This window comes from Rhodoplanes sp. SY1 (assembly GCF_046000175.1).
Classification (GTDB): domain Bacteria; phylum Pseudomonadota; class Alphaproteobacteria; order Rhizobiales; family Xanthobacteraceae; genus Rhodoplanes.
In genome coordinates, this window is record NZ_JBEOMB010000100.1 from 73,877 (window position 1) to 91,007 (window position 17,131).

The 17,131-nt window shown below is 71.2% G+C and carries 14 protein-coding genes; 10 read left to right on the top strand and 4 right to left on the bottom strand.

Translation table 11 applies throughout. The features are described from left to right. Positions 1 to 57: 57 nt before the first annotated feature. Positions 58 to 1,641: an NAD(P)/FAD-dependent oxidoreductase gene (locus ABTU92_RS22335; protein WP_408093824.1), complete on the bottom strand. Its 1,584-nt coding sequence runs from the start codon at positions 1,639 to 1,641 to the stop codon at positions 58 to 60. Continuing rightward, positions 1,638 to 2,150, bottom strand: coding sequence for a GtrA family protein (locus ABTU92_RS22340; protein ID WP_408093825.1), 513 nt, complete (start codon positions 2,148 to 2,150; stop codon positions 1,638 to 1,640). Before ABTU92_RS22340 ends, ABTU92_RS22335 begins: the two co-directional genes overlap by 4 nt. Positions 2,151 to 2,394: 244 nt before the next feature. Here ABTU92_RS22340 and ABTU92_RS22345 point away from each other — a divergent pair, with 244 nt between their 5' ends. The 6 genes from ABTU92_RS22345 (at position 2,395) to ABTU92_RS22370 (ending at position 9,789) form a co-directional block, all read left to right on the top strand. Continuing rightward, a complete protein-coding gene (locus ABTU92_RS22345; RefSeq protein ID WP_408093826.1) occupies positions 2,395 to 4,185 on the top strand; it encodes a hypothetical protein in 1,791 nt (596 codons plus the stop codon). A 264-nt stretch (positions 4,186 to 4,449) separates the two neighbouring features. Beyond that, entirely contained in the window at positions 4,450 to 6,369 is a 1,920-nt protein-coding gene (gene dnaK / locus ABTU92_RS22350) for a molecular chaperone DnaK (RefSeq protein ID WP_408093827.1), read from the top strand. An 80-nt stretch (positions 6,370 to 6,449) separates the two neighbouring features. Continuing rightward, the gene (dnaJ, locus tag ABTU92_RS22355; protein WP_408093828.1) at positions 6,450 to 7,565 is read left to right on the top strand and encodes a molecular chaperone DnaJ; all 1,116 of its coding nucleotides are present in this window, start codon (positions 6,450 to 6,452) and stop codon (positions 7,563 to 7,565) included. Between the two features lie 144 nt (positions 7,566 to 7,709). Further along, complete coding sequence (locus ABTU92_RS22360) at positions 7,710 to 8,315, top strand: class I SAM-dependent methyltransferase (RefSeq protein WP_408093829.1); 606 nt, start codon at positions 7,710 to 7,712, stop codon at positions 8,313 to 8,315. 240 nt (positions 8,316 to 8,555) lie between these two features. After that, positions 8,556 to 9,263 carry an orotidine-5'-phosphate decarboxylase gene (gene pyrF, locus ABTU92_RS22365; RefSeq protein ID WP_408093830.1) on the top strand — a complete coding sequence of 236 codons (708 nt, stop codon included), beginning with the start codon at positions 8,556 to 8,558 and terminating at the stop codon, positions 9,261 to 9,263. 223 nt (positions 9,264 to 9,486) lie between these two features. Further along, positions 9,487 to 9,789 carry a DUF1330 domain-containing protein gene (locus ABTU92_RS22370; protein WP_408093831.1) on the top strand — a complete coding sequence of 101 codons (303 nt, stop codon included), beginning with the start codon at positions 9,487 to 9,489 and terminating at the stop codon, positions 9,787 to 9,789. A gap of 45 nt (positions 9,790 to 9,834) precedes the next feature. Here the strand turns inward: ABTU92_RS22370 and ABTU92_RS22375 are convergent, their stop codons facing one another. Beyond that, complete coding sequence (locus ABTU92_RS22375; protein WP_408093832.1) at positions 9,835 to 10,821, bottom strand: tyrosine recombinase XerC; 987 nt, start codon at positions 10,819 to 10,821, stop codon at positions 9,835 to 9,837. A 92-nt stretch (positions 10,822 to 10,913) separates the two neighbouring features. Here ABTU92_RS22375 and ABTU92_RS22380 point away from each other — a divergent pair, with 92 nt between their 5' ends. Continuing rightward, positions 10,914 to 13,085 carry a primosomal protein N' gene (locus ABTU92_RS22380; protein ID WP_408093833.1) on the top strand — a complete coding sequence of 724 codons (2,172 nt, stop codon included), beginning with the start codon at positions 10,914 to 10,916 and terminating at the stop codon, positions 13,083 to 13,085. 310 nt (positions 13,086 to 13,395) lie between these two features. Then, positions 13,396 to 13,686, top strand: a complete 291-nt coding sequence (locus ABTU92_RS22385) for a GIY-YIG nuclease family protein (protein WP_408093834.1) — start codon at positions 13,396 to 13,398, stop codon at positions 13,684 to 13,686. Positions 13,687 to 13,780: 94 nt separating this feature from the next. On the opposite strand, the gene ABTU92_RS22390 is transcribed toward ABTU92_RS22385, so the two are convergent. After that, positions 13,781 to 14,176, bottom strand: coding sequence for a hypothetical protein (locus tag ABTU92_RS22390; RefSeq protein ID WP_408093835.1), 396 nt, complete (start codon positions 14,174 to 14,176; stop codon positions 13,781 to 13,783). Between the two features lie 144 nt (positions 14,177 to 14,320). Between ABTU92_RS22390 and ABTU92_RS22395 the strand changes: the two genes are divergently transcribed. Together ABTU92_RS22395 and ABTU92_RS22400 are read left to right on the top strand one after the other, a co-directional pair. Continuing rightward, on the top strand, positions 14,321 to 15,892 hold the full coding sequence (locus tag ABTU92_RS22395; RefSeq protein ID WP_408093836.1) for an AAA family ATPase: 1,572 nt from the start codon (positions 14,321 to 14,323) through the stop codon (positions 15,890 to 15,892). A 60-nt stretch (positions 15,893 to 15,952) separates the two neighbouring features. Next, positions 15,953 to 17,113 (top strand): MFS transporter, encoded by a 1,161-nt coding sequence (locus ABTU92_RS22400; protein ID WP_408093837.1) that lies wholly within the window; start codon positions 15,953 to 15,955, stop codon positions 17,111 to 17,113. The last annotated feature ends 18 nt before the right edge of the window (positions 17,114 to 17,131 follow it).

Genomic DNA, 17,131 nt, shown 5'->3' on the forward strand with positions numbered 1-17,131 from the left:
ACGTGGATGCCCGGCACAAGGCCGGGCATGACGGGTCTGAGGTCGTGGCGGACGGCCCTACGCCGCGTCGGACACCTTCTTCGGCACGGCGCGCTCGCTCGAAAGCGCGGCGCGGCGGCCGTCGCGGGAGCCTTCGCTGCCGGCCTCGTGATACTCGGCGTCCTCGTTCACGTTCCACACGTCGAAGCGGCGCTCGCCGGACAGGATGTTCTCCGCCGTGAGCATCGCCGTCATCATGGCGTGGTCCTGATTGTTGTACTTGTGCATGCCGTTGCGGCCGACGAGATGCAGGTTCGGGCAGCCGAGCTCGAGATCGCGCCGGATCGCCGCGACGTTGTCACGATAGGCGTCGTCGTAGACCGGATAGGCCTTGGGCTGGCGGACCACGCAGCCGCCCGTCACGTCGGCCGCCGTGACGAGGCCGATCTGCTCGACCTCGCGGGTGGCGAGCGCGATCAGCTCGTCGTCCGGCGCGGTCCACACGCCGTCGCCCTCGAAGCAGAAATACTCGAGGCCGAGGCAGGTCTTTCCGGTCGGCACCATCTCGGGCGACCAGGAGCGGAAGTTCTGCACCCGGCCGACCTTCACGGACGGATCGTGGATGTAGATCCAGTTGTCCGGGAACAGATCCGGCTTGTCGACCATCAGGGCGACGGTGAGGAAGTCACGGTAGCGCAGCGAGCGTGCGTGAAACGTCGAGATCGGCCGCGGCCGGATCTTCTCGACCAGCTCGGCGAGCGGCGCCGACGAGATCACGTGCCACGCCGTGTAGCGCTCGGGGCCGTCGGCCGTCGCCACCTCGATGTCCCAGAGCTGGCGCTTCTCGTCGTAGACGAGCGACACGAGATCGCGCCCCATCAGCACCTGGGCGCCGCGCTCCTCGATCTTGCGGGCCGCCGCCTCCCACATCATGCCGGGGCCCTTGCGCGGGTAGCGGAAGGTCTCGATCAGCGTCTTCACGACCGGGGCACCGGGCGCCGCCGGCTTGCGCTTGTGGACGCCCATCGAGCGCTTCAGCGCATTGATCACCGCGACCTTCAGGTCGAGGCCCTTGATGCGCTGCGCCGCCCAGTCGGCCGAGATGTCGTCGCACGACATGCCCCAGACCTTCTCGGTGTAGGTCTTGAAGAAGATCGAGAACAGCCGCTCGCCGAACTGGTTGCGGACCCAGTCGTGGAAGGTGCGCGGCCCCTCGATCGGCGACAGCCGCGCCGCCAGATAGGACATGACGCAGGCGGCGCTCTCGACGATGCCGAGATTGCGCAGCGCCTCGGTGGCGTTCAGCGGATAGGAGTAGAACTTGCCGCCGTAGAAGATGCGCGACAGCCGCGGCCGCTCGATGAAGTCGTCGGGCAGGATCTCGTTCCACAGATCGACCACCTCCTTCGACTTCGAGAAGAAGCGGTGGCCGCCGATGTCGAACAGGAAGCCGCCGTGCGCCACCGTGCGGCTGATGCCGCCGACATGCACCGGATCCTTCTCGATCACGATCACGCTCGGCGTGTGCTTGCTCAGCATGTAGGCCGCCGTGAGCCCGGCCGGGCCGGCGCCGACGACGAACACGTCGGTGTGCGTGGCGGCCGCCAGGTCGGTGGTCGAACGCGAGGCGGTCGGTCGCGATGGGGTCGGTCGCGCGGTCATGGCTCGATCACTCCGGAAGGCGAGGCGGCGATCGGCGCGAAGGCGTAGAGCCGATGGCCGTTGTAGGAGACGACGGCGGCGATCGCCGCCCCGATCACGGTGGCGGCCTGCGGCAGGGCGCCCAGCAGGGTGAGGACGAGGAGCGCGAAGACGCCGTAGCTGGTGCCCTGGGCGACCAGCGTCACGACCGCGTAGCGCATTGCCTCGGCGTGCTGCCGGCGGCCGCTCCTCTCGAACGTGACGAGGCGGTTGAGCCGCCAGGTGACGAGCGTCGCCACGGCGAGCGAGACCAGCCGGACGGTCAGCGGATGGTCGAGATGCTGCGGGATCGCCGTGAACACGGCGAGGTCGGTGAGGAGGCCGACGCCGCCGACGCCGAGGAAGCGCAGCGGCCGCGGCAGTCGCTCGATCAGGCCGCCCACCAGCGCGCCGGTGCGCGAGCCGGCGGGCTGCGCCCCGGCTTCGCGCGGCCAGGCCGCGAGGCCCGACACTTCGTCATTCACCGTCATCGCGGCCCCGTCCGTCGCCCGCCGCGGCGCTCCAGTCCCCGGCGCGACGGCGTTTCGAGATGCGGGACGACTGTCGCAGCCACCCGTTAATGGCGCGCTGCAGCGGCGGGCCGGCCGCGACGGCCTTCGTCGTAAACCTTAACGAAGCGTCGACGCGGCGGCCGTCGGCGTGCCCAACCGGCCCTTAACCTGCGGTCGCTATGGTCGCCGCGACGATCCGGCGTCGGGGGGACGGGACAACGTGATGACGCGCCGAGACGAGGGACCGGGCCGGCTCGCGGATCTCGCCGGGCCGGCCCTGCTGCTCGGGCTCGCCTGGGCCGCCGTGGTCGCCCAGCTCCTCTACGCCGATTGGGCCGCCACCGGCCGGACGCTCGGCGACACCGACGACGCCATGCGGCTCGTCCAGGTGCGGGCGTTCCTGGCCGGCCAGGGCTGGTTCGACCTGCACGAGTCGCGGCTGTCGCCCCCGGCCGGCTACGACTCGCACTGGTCGCGGCTGATCGATGCCGGGCTCGCCGGCCTCCATCTCGCCTTCGCCACGGTCGTCTCGGCGCCGCTCGCCGAGCGGCTGATGCGGACCGTCTGGCCGCTCCTGTGGCTGCTCCCCGCCATCGCGGCCGTCGCCGCCATGGCCTGGCGGATCGCCGGCCGCGAGGCGGCGCTCGCCGCCCTCGTCCTGGTGATCGCCGGGCTGCCGCTCTACTCGCAATTCCACCTTGGCCGCATCGACCACCACAACGTCCAGATCGCCCTGTCGCTCGCGGCGCTGGCGGCGGCCGTGTGGTCGGACCGCAGCCGGGCGGCCGCCGCGCTGGCCGGCGGCCTGATCGGGCTCGCGCTCGCGGTCGGGCTCGAATCGCTGCCCGTGCTGGTCGTCGCCGCCGCCGTGCCGGTCGCCGGATTCCTGCGCGACCGCGACGGCGCCGCGGCCCAGCGGTGCTTCGCCCTCGCCCTCGCCGCCGCGACGGCCGCGGCGTTCCTCACCGGCGTCGCGCCGGCCCGGTGGGGCGTCGCGGTCTGCGACGCCATCGCGATCAACTGGGCGGCGCCCGTCGTGGTCGCCGGCCTCGGCCTCGCCGTGGTCGCGGGGTGGGGTGCCGGCGGGTCGTCGGCCGGTCGGCGTCTCGCGGCCGTGGCCGCCGTGGCGGCGGTCGCCGCCGCCCTGTTCCTCGGGATCGAGCCGCGCTGCCTGCGCGGCCCCTTCGCCATGATGGACCCGGCGCTGCGGCCCTGGATGGCACAGGTGGCCGAGATGCAGCCGATCCTTTCGACGCTGCGGACGACGCCGGCGGTCGGCGCCACCCTGATCGCGTTCCCGCTCGCCGCCGTGCTGGCGATCGTGCCGCTCGCCTTTGACCGGACGCTGCGGCGCGATCCCGGCTTCGTCGCCGTCGCGGTCGCGGCGGTCGCCGTGACGGCCATCGGCATGGTCGCCATCAAGAGCCTCAACTATGCGTACTGGCTGGCGATTCCACTGATGGCGACGGCCTGCGCGGGGCTCGTGACGGGGCTGCGGCTGACCTCGCCCGCCGCTCGGGTCGTGCCCGCCGTGCTGCTGTCGCCGCTCGCCCTGTCGGCCCTCGCTTTGGTCGCCGTGCAGGTGTTCGGCGGAGCGCCGCCGGCCGAGGACCGCCGGCTCGGGCGCGGCTGCTTCGACAACGCGAGCTACGCCCGGCTCGCCGCCCTGCCGCCCGGGGTCGTCGTCACCGGCATCGACCACGGGGCGTTCGTCCTGGCGCTGACGCCGCATGCCGTGCTGGGCGCCCCCTATCACCGGCTGGCCGACGGGATCCTGGCGAGCCACCGGGCCTTCGCCCTGCCCCCGAACGCCGCTCGCGACGAGATCCTCGCCCACCGCGGCGACTACGTCGTCACCTGCGGGCCGGTGCGGCCGTGGGGTATCGACGGGACCGCACTGGAGACCAGCCTCGCCGGACGCCTCGCCGCCGGCGACGTGCCGGCCTGGCTCCGCCCGGTCGCGGGCAGCGCCGACGAGCCGCTGACGATCTACGCGGTCGACCGCACCCGCTGAACGATCGCCCGTCACGGAGCGCGATTGCGGGCCGGCTCACCGGCAACCGCGCGGCCGGCCGGCGCGGCGGAGGGGGATTTGCAGAAGGTCCGCCTTGCGGCCTATGAGCGCCCTCCTATATGACCTTTCGAACCCGCCCGCAGGGGCGGTTGCCGTTGTTTTAAAGGGGCCGGACCCAAGGCATCAGTGCAGGCACGAGGCCTGCGGACGCTTCCGGGTGCTGTTCAGGCTCGGCCGGCCTGCTGCGAAGAAAGGACAGAATCAATGGGCAAGGTCATCGGCATCGACCTCGGCACGACCAACTCTTGCGTCGCCGTCATGGAAGGCAAGACGCCGAAGGTCATCGAGAACTCGGAAGGCAAGAACACCACGCCGTCGATCGTCGCGTTCACGGACGACGGCGAGCGCCTCGTCGGCCAGCCGGCCAAGCGCCAGGCGGTCACCAATCCGGAGCGCACCTTCTTCGCCGTGAAGCGCCTCATCGGTCGCCGCTACGACGACCCGATGGTGGAGAAGGACAAGAAGCTCGTCCCCTACAAGATCGTGCGCGCCTCGAACGGCGACGCCTGGGTCGAGGCGGACGGCAAGACCTACTCGCCCTCGCAGATCTCGGCCTTCACGCTGCAGAAGATGAAGGAGACGGCCGAGTCGTATCTCGGCCAGAAGGTGACCCAGGCGGTCATCACGGTCCCGGCCTACTTCAACGACGCCCAGCGCCAGGCCACCAAGGACGCCGGCCGCATCGCCGGCCTCGAGGTGCTGCGCATCATCAACGAGCCGACCGCGGCGGCGCTCGCCTACGGCCTCGACAAGCAGAAGCAGGGCACCATCGCGGTCTACGACCTCGGCGGCGGCACCTTCGACATCTCGATCCTGGAGATCGGCGACGGCGTCTTCGAGGTGAAGTCGACCAACGGCGACACCTTCCTGGGCGGCGAAGACTTCGACATGCGGCTGGTCAACTACCTGGCCGACGAGTTTCAGAAGGAGCAGGGCATCGACCTGCGCCGCGACAAGCTCGCGCTGCAGCGCCTGAAGGAGGCCGCCGAGGCCGCCAAGATCGAGCTCTCCTCCACCGCCCAGACCGAGATCAACCTCCCCTACATCACGGCCGACGCCACCGGCCCGAAGCACCTGACCCTCAAGCTCACCCGCGCGAAATTCGAGGCGCTGGTCGACGACCTGATCCAGAAGACCGTCGAGCCGTGCCGGCTGGCGCTCAAGGACGCGGGCCTGTCGGCGGGCGAGATCAACGAGGTGGTGCTGGTCGGCGGCATGACCCGCATGCCGAAGGTGCAGGAGGTGGTCCGCCAGTTCTTCGGCCGTGAGCCCCACAAGGGCGTCAACCCGGACGAGGTGGTGGCGATCGGCGCCTCGGTGCAGGCCGGCGTGCTGCAGGGCGACGTCAAGGACGTGCTGCTGCTCGACGTGACCCCGCTGTCGCTCGGCATCGAGACGCTGGGCGGCGTGTTCACCCGCATCATCGACCGCAACACCACGATCCCGACCAAGAAGAGCCAGGTGTTCTCGACCGCCGAGGACAACCAGAACGCCGTCACCATCCGGGTCTTCCAGGGCGAGCGCGAGATGGCGGCCGACAACAAGCTGCTCGGCCAGTTCGACCTGATGGGCATCCCGCCGGCGCCGCGCGGCGTGCCGCAGATCGAGGTGTCGTTCGACATCGACGCCAACGGCATCGTCAACGTCTCGGCGAAGGACAAGGCGACGTCGAAGGAGCAGCAGATCCGCATCCAGGCGTCCGGTGGCCTGTCGCAGGGCGACATCGAGCGCATGGTGAAGGACGCCGAGGCGCATTCGGAGGACGACAAGAAGCGCAAGGCCGCCGTCGAGGCCAAGAACCACGGCGAGGCCCTGGTCCACTCGACCGAGAAGGCGCTCGCCGAGCACGGCTCGAAGGTCGGCGAGAACGAGCGCCGGGCGATCGAGGACGCGCTCTCCGATCTGCGCGAGGCGCTCAAGGGTGACGACGCCGAGGCGATCCGCACCAAGACCAATACGCTGGCGCAGGCCTCGATGAAGCTCGGCGAGGCCATGTACAAGCAGTCCGAAGGCGACGGCGGCCCCGACGCCGGCGCGGCTGCGGGCGGCGCCAAGAAGGAAGACGTGGTCGACGCGGAGTTCACCGAGGTCGACGACGACAAGAAGAACAAGAAGAGCGCGTGAGTTTGTTTGCCCCTCTCGCCCCCGGACCGGCTCGCCCGGCCCGGGGGCGGAGGGTTTTCGGTGCGTGGGGGACCGGCTGAATGTCCAAGCGCGACTATTACGAGGTGCTCGGCGTCCAGCGCACCGTCACCGAGGTCGAGCTCAAGACCGCCTATCGCAAGCTCGCCATGAAGTACCACCCGGACCGCAACCCGGGTGACGGCGAGTGCGAGATGAAGTTCAAGGAGGTCAACGAGGCCTACGAGGTGCTCAAGGACGGCGACAAGCGCGCCGCCTACGACCGCTTCGGCCACGCCGCCTTCGAGCAGGGCGCCGGCGGCCCCGGCTTCGGCGCCGACTTCGCCTCCACGTTCGCCGACATCTTCGACGACTTCTTCGGCATGCGCGGGCGCGCCCGCGGCTCGGGGCGCGAGCGCGGCGCCGATCTCCGCTACAACATGGAGATCACGCTGGAGGAGAGCTTCCACGGCAAGGTCGCCCCGGTCCGCATCCCGACCTCGGTGACCTGCGAGGTGTGCTCCGGCACCGGCGCCAAGGCCGGCACCAAGCCGAAGGCCTGCGCGACCTGCGGCGGCCACGGCAAGATCCGGCACGCGCAAGGATTCTTCACGCTCGAGCGGACCTGCCCGGCGTGCCACGGCCGCGGCCAGGTGATCGACGATCCCTGCCCGGCCTGCGCCGGCGCCGGCCGCGTCACCCGCGAGCGGACCCTGTCGGTCAACATCCCGCCCGGCGTCGAGGACGGCACCCGCATCCGGCTCGCCGGCGAGGGCGAGGCGGGCGTGCGCGGCGGCCCGGCCGGCGACCTCTACATCTTCCTGTCGATCACGCCGCACGCCTTCTTCCAGCGCGACGGCGCCGACCTGCACTGTCGGGTGCCGATCTCGATGGTGACAGCGGCGCTCGGCGGCGAGTTCGAGGTGCCGACCATCGACGGCGGCAAGACCCGGGTGAAGGTCCCGGACGGCACCCAGTCGGGCCGGCGCTTCCGCCTGTCCAGCAAGGGCATGCCGGTGCTGCGCTCGAAGCAGTTGGGCGACATGTACGTCCAGGTGGTGGTCGAGACCCCGCAGAACCTCACCAAGCGCCAGCGCGAGCTGCTCGCCGAGTTCGAGAAGCTGTCGTCCACGGCGACGCATCCGGAATCGTCGGGCTTCTTCGGCAAGGTCAAGGAGTTCTTCGGCAACAAGGCGTGACGCCGCCGTTCTCCGGGGGCGCCGGTGGGCCGCGCCGTTATGGCACCGCGGCCCGCGAACGGGGTTGACCCGGAGGCGCTAGGCCGTTACCCGTGACAGTTCCGTGACCGTGCACATTGCCGCGTCGCAGCCACGTTGTACGAGATGCCGCCGCTTCAGACTGCTGTGGGCACTGCCAGGAAGGGCCTTCGCATCGACGACGATGTGAGGTTTCTCCGGTCGTGGATCGAGAGGCCGCTGGCGATCGGCGCCGTGATGCCGTCGAGCAAGCCGCTGGCGCGCGCCATGGCGAGCTATGTCGACCCGCACGGCACCGGCAAGGTCGTCGAGCTCGGCCCCGGCACCGGCGCCATCACCGAGGCGCTGGTCGAGCACGGGGTCGACGAATCCCGCCTCGTGCTGGTCGAGTTCAACTCCAACTTCTGCCGCCTGCTGCGCGCCCGCTATCCGGCCGCGACCGTCATCCAGGGCGACGCCTACCGGCTGCGCGGCCTGTTCGGCGATTTTCTGCGCGGCGAGGTGTCGGCCGTCGTCTCCGGGCTGCCGCTGATGACCAAGCCGCTGCGCGCCCGGCTGCGCCTTCTCAACGAGGCGTTCGGGCTGCTGCAGCCCGGCGGACCGTTCATCCAGTTCACCTATTCGGTGGTGTCGCCGATCCCGCGCTCGCTCGCCCGCGTGCGCACCGAGGCGTCCGAGCGCATCTGGCTGAACCTGCCCCCCGCCCGCGTGTTCGTCTACCGCCGGGGATGAGCGGGGTGCTTCCACTCCGCTTCCGACCTTTCCAACAGACGATTTAGTCTTGCCTCCGGCATCTGCGCGGACCAATTTCTGCGCGCCGACTTCGTTCGTCGTCATGGCCGGGCTCGTCCCGGCCATCCACGTCCTTGCGCGACCTCCGGTCGCGTCGTGGATGCCCGGCACAAGGCCGGGCATGACGGCTCCGGGATCCGAACCTACCTCGAAGTTCGCTGAAGCGGAGGGGGAACTGCCGTGGAACATCCGCGCGATCGACTGATCGTCGCCCTCGACTTGCCGAGCGTCGATGCCGCCGAGGCCGTGATCGACCGGCTCGGCGAGGGCGTCACGTTCTACAAGATCGGCTATCAGCTCGCCTTCGCGGGCGGGCTCGCGCTCGCCCAGAAGCTGATCTTCTCGGGACGGCGCGTCTTCGTCGACCTGAAGCTGCACGACATCGGCAACACGGTGGAGAAGGGCGTCGAGAGCATCGCCCGCATGGGCGCGACCTTCCTCACCGTGCACGCCTATCCGCAGACCATGAAGGCCGCCGTCCAGGGCCGCGGCGACTCCAACCTGCGCATCCTCGCCGTGACGGTGCTGACCTCCTACGACGACGCCGATCTCGCCGCCGCCGGCTACGACTTCACGGTCCCCGAGCTGGTCGCCGAGCGCGCCGCCCAGGCGCACGATATCGGCATCGACGGGCTCGTCTGCTCGGCCGAGGAGGCCGCGATGCTGCGCCCGAAGATCGGCCACGGCATGGCGCTGGTGACGCCCGGCATCCGCCCGAGCGGCGCCGAGGTCGGCGACCAGAAGCGGGTGAAGACGCCGCGCGACGCGATTCTCGCCGGCGCCGACTATCTCGTGGTCGGCCGGCCGATCGTCGCCGCACCGAATCCCCGCGCCGCCGCCGACGCCATCGTGGCCGAGATCGAGGCCGCCGTGAACGAGCAGGTGTGAGTTGCTCTGCTGCGTGCCCCGGACAAGGCGCGTCGGGCCGGAGGCCCGAGGCGCCGCAGAGCCGGGGCCCAGGGGCGTCGATGTAAAGGACCCGCTGGGGTAAGCGCCTCGTCCGGTCGCCCTGGGTCCCAGTTCGCGGCGCGATGCGCCGCGCCCGGGACACGAGGTCTCTCCTGCGGCGGAGCAACGGGGCGAGAACTTCGACAGACGGACAGGTGAAACGATGCCCAAGGCGTATTGGATCGGCCGCGTCGACGTGAAGGACGCCGAGGCCTACAAGGCCTATGTGGCGGCCAACGCCGCCGCCTTCTCGAAATACGGCGCCAAGTTCCTGGTGCGGGCCGGCCGCTTCGAGGCGCCCGAGGGCACGGCGCGCAGCCGCCAGGTGGTGATCGAGTTTCCCGACTACGAGACGGCGCTCGCCTGCTATCGCTCGCCCGAGTATCAGGCCGCGATAGCGCTGCGCACCGCGGCCTCGATCGGCGATCTCGTCATCGTCGAGGGCTACGACGGCCCGCAGCCGTGACCTTGGCCTCGTGAGGCCCGGCCTCCCGCCGGGCCGGGGCTCGCCCTACCCGCGCGGATGGGCGGCGCGGTAGACCTCCAGCAGCCGCTCGCTGTCGATGCCGGTGTAGATCTGGGTGGTCGACAGCGAGGCGTGGCCCAGGAGCTCCTGGATGGCGCGAAGGTCGCCGCCGCGCATCAGGAGATGCGTCGCGAAGGAGTGCCGCAGCGCGTGCGGCGTGGCGCTGTCGGGCAGGCCGAGCGCGCCGCGCAGCCGCTCCATGGTCAATTGGATGATGCGCGGCGACAAAGGCCCGCCCTTCGCCCCGACGAACAGCGGCCCGCCGTCCGGCAGGGCGTAGGGACACAGCGCCACGTAGTCGGCGATCGCCTGCAGGACACTGCGCAGCACCGGCACCATGCGGCGCTTGTTGCCCTTGCCGGTGACCACGATGACGTCGCCGGCGCCGGGCGCCGGGACGTCGCGCCGCTTCAGGCCGAGCGCCTCGGAGATGCGCAAGCCCGAGCCGTAGAGCAGCGCCAGCACGGCGGCGTCGCGGGCCAGGACCCACGCCTCGCGGTCCTCGCCGGCGCGCAGATCGACGTCGGCGATCCGCTTGGCCGAGCCGACCGGCAGCGGTTTTGGCAATGTCTTCGGGACCTTGGGGGCCCGCACCGCGGAGAGGGCGCCGATCTCGGCGAGGCCTTCGCGCGCCAGATAGCGGGCGAAGGAGCGCATGCCGGCGAGCGTCCGCATCAGCGACCGGCCGGAGATGCCGTCGCCGCGCCGCGACGCCATGAAGGCCCGCAGGTCCGCCGTGGTCAGGGCGCCGAGCGCCTTCAGGGTGATCCGGCTGCCCAGATGCTCGCACAGGAAGCCCAACACCTGCCGCACGTCGCGCGCATAGGCCTCGACGGTCTTCGCCGACATCCGACGCTCGGCCCCGACATGGACGAGCCAGCGCGTCATCGCGGCCGACACCTCGGCCGCCGCGAAGGGAAGGTCGATCGCAGGAGTCTTCTGCTCCGGCCCGGGGGCCGCCTTGCGGACCATGCCTGCCTCCGCGACTCAGGGTTCGCCTTGACACGTCCCGTATAATCGGGGCCGATCCTTCACCCTTCGTCAACGCCCGGGACCCCGCAGGCATGGCCCGACGCATCGTCGACGTGCTGCTGCCGCTCGCGCTCGACCAGCCCTACTCCTACGCGGCCGGCGATCTCGCCGTGGCGCCCGGCGACCTCGTGACGGTGCCGCTCGGCACCCGCGCCTGCACGGGCGTCGTGTGGGGCGACAACCCGAACCCGGATCCGCGGCTCGACAACCGCATCAAGGCGATCGCCGACAAGCTCGACCTGCCGCCGCTGCGCGACGAGATGCGCAAGCTGGTCGACTGGGTGTCGCACTACACGCTCGCGCCGCGCGGCATGGTCTTGCGCATGGCGCTGCGGATGGGGGACGGGCTCGGCCCGGAACGCGAGCGTCTCGGCGTGCGGCTCGCCGGCTCGCCGCCGCCGCGCATGACGGCGGCGCGCGCCCGCGTGCTGCGCGCGCTCGCCGACGGGCTGGTGCGCGGCAAGGGCGAGGCCGCGAAGGAAGCCGGCGTGTCGCCCGGCGTCATCGACGGGCTGATCGACGAGGGCACGCTCGAGACCGTGGTGCTGCCGCCGGAGCCGATCGCCCGCCCGCCCGACGCGGACTTCGCGCCGCCGGATCTCTCGCCCGAACAGGCGGCCGCCGCCGCGACGCTGCGCGACGCGGTGCGAGCGAAAGCGTTTGCGACCTTCCTGCTCGACGGCGTCACCGGCTCGGGCAAGACCGAGGTGTATTTCGAGGGCGTCGCCGAGGCGATCCGCGGCGGCCGCCAGGTGTTGATCCTGATGCCCGAGATCGCGCTCACCGCGCAGTCGCTCGACCGTTTTTCCGCGCGCTTCGGCGTTCGGCCGGCCGAGTGGCATTCGGAGATCACGCCGCGAAAGCGCGCCCGCACCTGGCAGGGCGTCGCCGAGGGCGACGTGCAGGTCGTCGCCGGCGCCCGCTCGGCGCTGTTCCTGCCGTTCGCCGATCTCGGCCTGATCATCGTCGACGAGGAGCACGACCCCGCCTACAAGCAGGAGGACGGCGTTCGTTATCACGCCCGCGACATGGCGGTGGTGCGGGCCCGCATCGGCGCCCTGCCGATCGTGCTGGCCTCCGCGACGCCGTCGGTCGAGACGGAGGTGAACGCGCGAAAGGGGCGGTACCGGCGCCTGTCGCTGCCGCAGCGCTTCGGCGGCCAGGCGCTGCCGCATGTCGAGGCGATCGACCTGTCGCGCGAGGGGCCACCGCGCGGCCGCTGGATCGCGCCACGCCTCGCCGGCGCCGTGAAGGACGCGATCGAGCGCAAGCAACAGGCGCTGTTGTTCCTCAACCGCCGCGGCTATGCGCCGCTCACGTTGTGCCGGGCCTGCGGGTATCGCTTCGCCTGCCCGCAATGCGACGCCTGGCTGGTCGATCATCGCTTCAAGCGCCAGCTCGTCTGCCACCACTGCGGCTATTCCACGCCGCATCCGCCGGCCTGCCCCAACTGCGAGGCCGTCGACAGCTTCGCGGCCTGCGGCCCCGGCGTGGAACGTCTGGAGGAGGAGGTCGGCACGTTGTTCCCCGAGGCGCGCGTGCTGATCATGTCGAGCGATCTGCTCACGAGCGTGGAGAAGCTGCGCGAGGAGCTGACCGAGATTCAGGAGGGCCGGGTCGACATCATCATCGGCACCCAGCTGGTCGCCAAGGGGCATCACTTTCCGCGGCTCAACCTGGTCGGCATCGTCGACGCCGATCTCGGCCTTTCCAACGGCGATCCGCGCGCTGCGGAGCGGACCTTTCAGCTCTTGTCACAAGTGGCCGGACGGGCCGGGCGCGAGGAGGGCCAGGGCTATGGCCTGATCCAGACGCACCAGCCCGAGCATCCGGTGATGCGCGCCCTGATCGCCGGCGACCGCGAGGCCTTCTATGCGAGCGAGATCGACATCCGCGAGCGGCTGCACTACCCGCCGTTCGGCCGGCTCGCCAGCCTGATCGTCTCCGGCTCCGACCGCGCCGCGGTCGAGACCCATGCGCGAAAACTCGCCGCGATCGCGCCGCGCGACGAGCGGGTGCGGGTGCTGGGGCCGGCCGAGGCGCCGGTGTCGCTCCTGCGCGGTCGCCACCGCTTCCGCCTGCTGATCAAGTCGCCGCGCGCCTTCGACCTCTCCGGCTGGATGCGCGACTGGCTCGGCCTCGCCCCCAAGACCACGGGCGACCTGAAACGCGAGATCGACATCGACCCGACGAGCTTCTTGTGAGGTGCGTGTCCCGGGCGGAGCAGTCCGCGCCAGCGGGCTGCGGAGACCCGGGACCCAGAGGCCGAAGTGAGGGCGCTTCCTGGAACGAGCGTAACGATGGCTCGTCGGAAATGGATGAATCGCGGCCGTGCCGCGCGGCCCCTGGGTCCCGGGTCTGCGCACCTCGCTGCGCGAGGTGCTCCGCCCGGGACACGGCGCCGTTGTTTGGTGGTATGCTCCCGCCAGGAAACATGCCTCGTGTCCCGGGCGGAGCACGCCGCTTCGGCGTGCGGAGACCCGGGACCCAGGGGCCACGGCAAGAGGCGCTGCGATGGAGCAGCGGTTCTTCGTCTACATCCTGGCGAGCCGGCGCAACGGCACGCTCTATGTCGGCGTGACGAACGATCTGATGCGCCGGGTGGCCGAGCACAAGGCGAAGCGCGTGCCGGGGTTCACGCGACGATACGGCATCGACATTCTAGTCCATGCAGAGCCGTTCGACTCGATCCTGGAGGCGCGGGCGCGCGAACGAACGCTGAAGCGGTGGCACCGGGCCTGGAAGCTCGCGCTGATCGAAGAGAGCAACCCGGGCTGGCGGGATTTGTCTGGAGAGTGGCTCTGAGATTGCGGCCCCTGGGTCCCGGGTCTACGCGCCTCGCTCGCGCGAGGCGCTCCGCCCGGGACACGAGGCGTTGCTGCTCTAAAAAATCCGCCCGCTACGTCGCCGGCTCCACCGTGACGACTTGAAAGGTGTGCATGTCGCCGTCCTCGTCGCGGATCGAGACGTACTCGCCGGGCACGAAGGCGTGGGCGCCGAAGCGGTAGCCGGCCTCGTCGTCCTCCTCGGCCGTGTCGTCGTAGTCGAACACCCAGCGGGCGTGCTCCGGACCGCCCGGCTTGTGGACCAGCCGGCCGACCTCCTCCTCGTCGCCCCAGAAGCGGCGGACCCGGCAGTGCTCGCGCTCCTTGCGCCACGCCTCGACATCGATGTGGCCGTCGGCCGAGAGCGGCGCGACGAACTCGTAGCCGTGCTGCGCCGAGCCGAGCGGATGCTCCTTCGAGCGGGCGAGGTTCAGCCGGATGCGCTTGAAGCTGTGCGGCAGCGTGGTCATGGCGGGCCTCTCGTGACAAACCACTCCAGACGAAACGTCCGGGCATCCTCCAGGGCCGGCGACACCGTGCCGTCGCCGGATGACGTACTATGAATCTGGACCGGGCCGAGCGCACGCCCTTTGATCTGGATCGGATACAGAACCGTGAACGACGATCCACCTGCCGAAGACCCGCAAGGCGACGATCCGCAAGTCGACGTCCTGGCCTTCCTGGCCGATCCGGCGACGCACGGCGGCATCGTGCCGGTGCGGATCGACACCCATGCGGCCTCGGTCTTCCTGGCCGGCGACCGGGCGCTGAAGATCAAGCGGGCGGTCAGGTTCCCGTTCCTCGACTTCTCGACCCTGGAGAAGCGCCGGGCCGCCTGCGCGGCCGAGCTGGTCGCCAATCGGCCGTTCGCGCCGGAGCTCTACGCTGGCGTGGTGGCGATCACGCGCGAGCCGGACGGCCGGCTGGCGCTCGACGGCCCCGGCACGCCGGTCGAATGGGCCGTAAAGATGCGCCGCTTCGACGAGACCCGCACGCTCGACCGTCTCGCCGATGCCGGCGCCATCACGCCGGCGATCGTCGAGCCGCTCGGCCCTATCGTGGCGGCCGCGCATGCGCGCGCCCCGGTCGTGGCGGCGGCGCCCTGGATCGCGGCGCTCGGCGCCTATGTCGAGCAGAACGCCGACGCCTTCGCGCCCCGGCCGGACCTGTTCGATCGCGCGGCCGCGGCGGCGCTGACGGCGCGCTCGCGCGCGGCGCTCGACCGGCTGCGGCCGCTGCTGGAGGCACGCGGACACGCCGGGCTGGTGCGGCGCGGGCACGGTGACCTGCATCTCGGCAACATCGCGCTGATCGACGGCCGGCCGGTGCCGTTCGACGCGCTCGAGTTCGACGACACGGTCGCGTCCGGCGACGTGCTCTACGACCTCGCCTTCCTGCTGATGGATTTTTGGGAGCGCGACCTGCCCTGGGCGGCGAACCGGGTGCTCGACCGCTGGCTCGCCGAGACCGGGCGCCCGGCGGACCTCGACGCGCTCGCGGCGCTGCCGCTGTTCCTGTCGCTGCGCGCCGCGATCCGGGCCAAGGTGACGGCGGCGAAGCCGGCCCCGCCGGATCGCGCAGCCGCGCGCGACGCGGCCGCGCAAAAATACTTCCGCCTCGCCTGCGGCCTGATCGATCCGCCGCCGCCCGTGCTGGTCGCAGTCGGCGGCCTTTCGGGGACCGGCAAGTCGCAGGCGGCGCGCCGGATCGCCCGCGACCTCCTGCCAGTGCCCGGCGCCGTGGTGCTGCGCACGGACGTGCTGCGCAAGGCGCTCGCCGGGGTCGACGAGCACACCCCGCTCCCGGCGGAGGCGTACACGCCGGAGGCGACGGCGCGGGTCTATGCGACGCTCGTGGCCGAGGCGGCGCGTGTGCTCGCCGCCGGCCACAGCGTCGTCGCCGACGCCGTCTTCGCGCGCGAGGGGGAGCGGGATGCGATCGCGGCGGTCGCGGCGACGGCAAGAGTCGGGTTCTTCGGCGCGTTCCTCGAGGCCGATCTCGCCACGCGCGAAGCCCGGGTGAACGGCCGCGCCCGCGATGCCTCCGACGCCGACGCGGCGGTCGCGCGGCACCAGGAGACCTACGAGCTCGGCCGGCTGGATGGCTGGGCCCGGATCGACGCCTCGGGAACACCGGCCGACACCATGGCGGCCCTGCGCGCCGCGCTGGGCGGTTCGGCGCCGTGACACACCACGGTCGGCCGGCTTTGCTATAGTCGTCGTCCCCGTCACGAGACGACAGTGGAAATGACCCTCGACACCCGCCGCGTCGGCATCGCCCTCGCGGGCTTCTGCTCCTTCCTCAACCTCTACGCGCCCCAGGCCCTGCTGCCCGCGCTCGCCCACGACTTCCGGGTCACGGCGGCCGAGATCAGCGCCGTGATGACGGCCGGCACGATCTCGATCGCGCTGACCGCGCCGTTCACCGGCGTCGTCACCGACATGCTCGGGCGCAAGCGCGTCATCGTCGTCGCGATGGTGCTGGTGGCGCTGCCGACCCTGATGGTGGCGCTGTCGGGCAGCGTGCAGGAGATCGTGGTCTGGCGCTTCGTGCAGGGGCTCGCGCTGCCGCCGGTCTTCGCCACGGCGCTCGCCTATGTGGGCGACGAGTTCCCGCCCGCCGAGGTGCCGGGCGTCGCCGGCATCTACATGATGGGGTCGAGCCTCGGCGGCTTCTCGGGTCGGCTGATCCCGGGCGTGCTCACCGATCTGGTCGGCTGGCGGCCGGCGATCGGCTCGCTGGCGCTGCTGAGCCTCCTGTGCGCGGTCGGCTTCGGCCTGGCGCTCGACAAGGAGCGCCACTTCGTGCGCTCCGAAGGCCTGAAGGCGTCGCTGCGCCAGATGATGCGCCACCTCGTCGATCCGCGCCTGATCCCGCTCTACGCGGTCGGCTTCGGCGTGCTGTTCAACTTCATCGCCGTGTTCACCTACGTGAACTTCCACCTCGCCGGCCCGCCCTACGGCTTCTCGCCGTCGATGCTCGGGCTGATCTTCCTCACCTATCTGGTCGGCTCGGCGACCGTGCCGTCGATCGGCCGCGCGGTGGCGCGGTTCGGCCGCCGGCGCTTCGTGCTCGGGCTGCTGATCCTGTGGGGGATCGGCGCGCTCCTGCTGCTGACGCCTTCCGTGTGGAGCATCCTGATCGGGCTGACCACCTGCGCCACCTGCGGGATGATGTGCCAGGGCGTGTCGACCGGCGCCGTCACGGCGACGGCCAAGGAGGGGCGCTCCTCGGCGGTCGGGCTCTACATGACGGTGTTCTATGTCGGCGGCAGCGCCGGCGCCTCGCTGCCCGGCCTGGCCTGGGCGTATGGCGGCTGGCCCGCGACGGTCGCCATGGTGCTCGCCGTGATCACCGCGATGGCGACCGTGGTGGCGCTGTTCTGGCGCGACCCGAAGGGTGCGTAGGGCCAAGTCGCGGTCGGC

What these genes read in the sequence shown, in the direction of transcription:
- ABTU92_RS22335 (WP_408093824.1), bottom strand. Translation starts at nt 1,641, where the DNA reads ATGACCGCGCGACCGACCCCATCGCGACCGACCGCCTCGCGTTCGACC.
- ABTU92_RS22340 (WP_408093825.1), bottom strand. Translation starts at nt 2,150, where the DNA reads ATGACGGTGAATGACGAAGTGTCGGGCCTCGCGGCCTGGCCGCGCGAA.
- ABTU92_RS22345 (WP_408093826.1), top strand. Translation starts at nt 2,395, where the DNA reads ATGACGCGCCGAGACGAGGGACCGGGCCGGCTCGCGGATCTCGCCGGG.
- dnaK (WP_408093827.1), top strand. Translation starts at nt 4,450, where the DNA reads ATGGGCAAGGTCATCGGCATCGACCTCGGCACGACCAACTCTTGCGTC.
- dnaJ (WP_408093828.1), top strand. Translation starts at nt 6,450, where the DNA reads ATGTCCAAGCGCGACTATTACGAGGTGCTCGGCGTCCAGCGCACCGTC.
- ABTU92_RS22360 (WP_408093829.1), top strand. Translation starts at nt 7,710, where the DNA reads ATGCCGCCGCTTCAGACTGCTGTGGGCACTGCCAGGAAGGGCCTTCGC.
- ABTU92_RS22370 (WP_408093831.1), top strand. Translation starts at nt 9,487, where the DNA reads ATGCCCAAGGCGTATTGGATCGGCCGCGTCGACGTGAAGGACGCCGAG.
- ABTU92_RS22375 (WP_408093832.1), bottom strand. Translation starts at nt 10,821, where the DNA reads ATGGTCCGCAAGGCGGCCCCCGGGCCGGAGCAGAAGACTCCTGCGATC.
- ABTU92_RS22380 (WP_408093833.1), top strand. Translation starts at nt 10,914, where the DNA reads ATGGCCCGACGCATCGTCGACGTGCTGCTGCCGCTCGCGCTCGACCAG.
- ABTU92_RS22385 (WP_408093834.1), top strand. Translation starts at nt 13,396, where the DNA reads ATGGAGCAGCGGTTCTTCGTCTACATCCTGGCGAGCCGGCGCAACGGC.
- ABTU92_RS22390 (WP_408093835.1), bottom strand. Translation starts at nt 14,176, where the DNA reads ATGACCACGCTGCCGCACAGCTTCAAGCGCATCCGGCTGAACCTCGCC.
- ABTU92_RS22400 (WP_408093837.1), top strand. Translation starts at nt 15,953, where the DNA reads ATGACCCTCGACACCCGCCGCGTCGGCATCGCCCTCGCGGGCTTCTGC.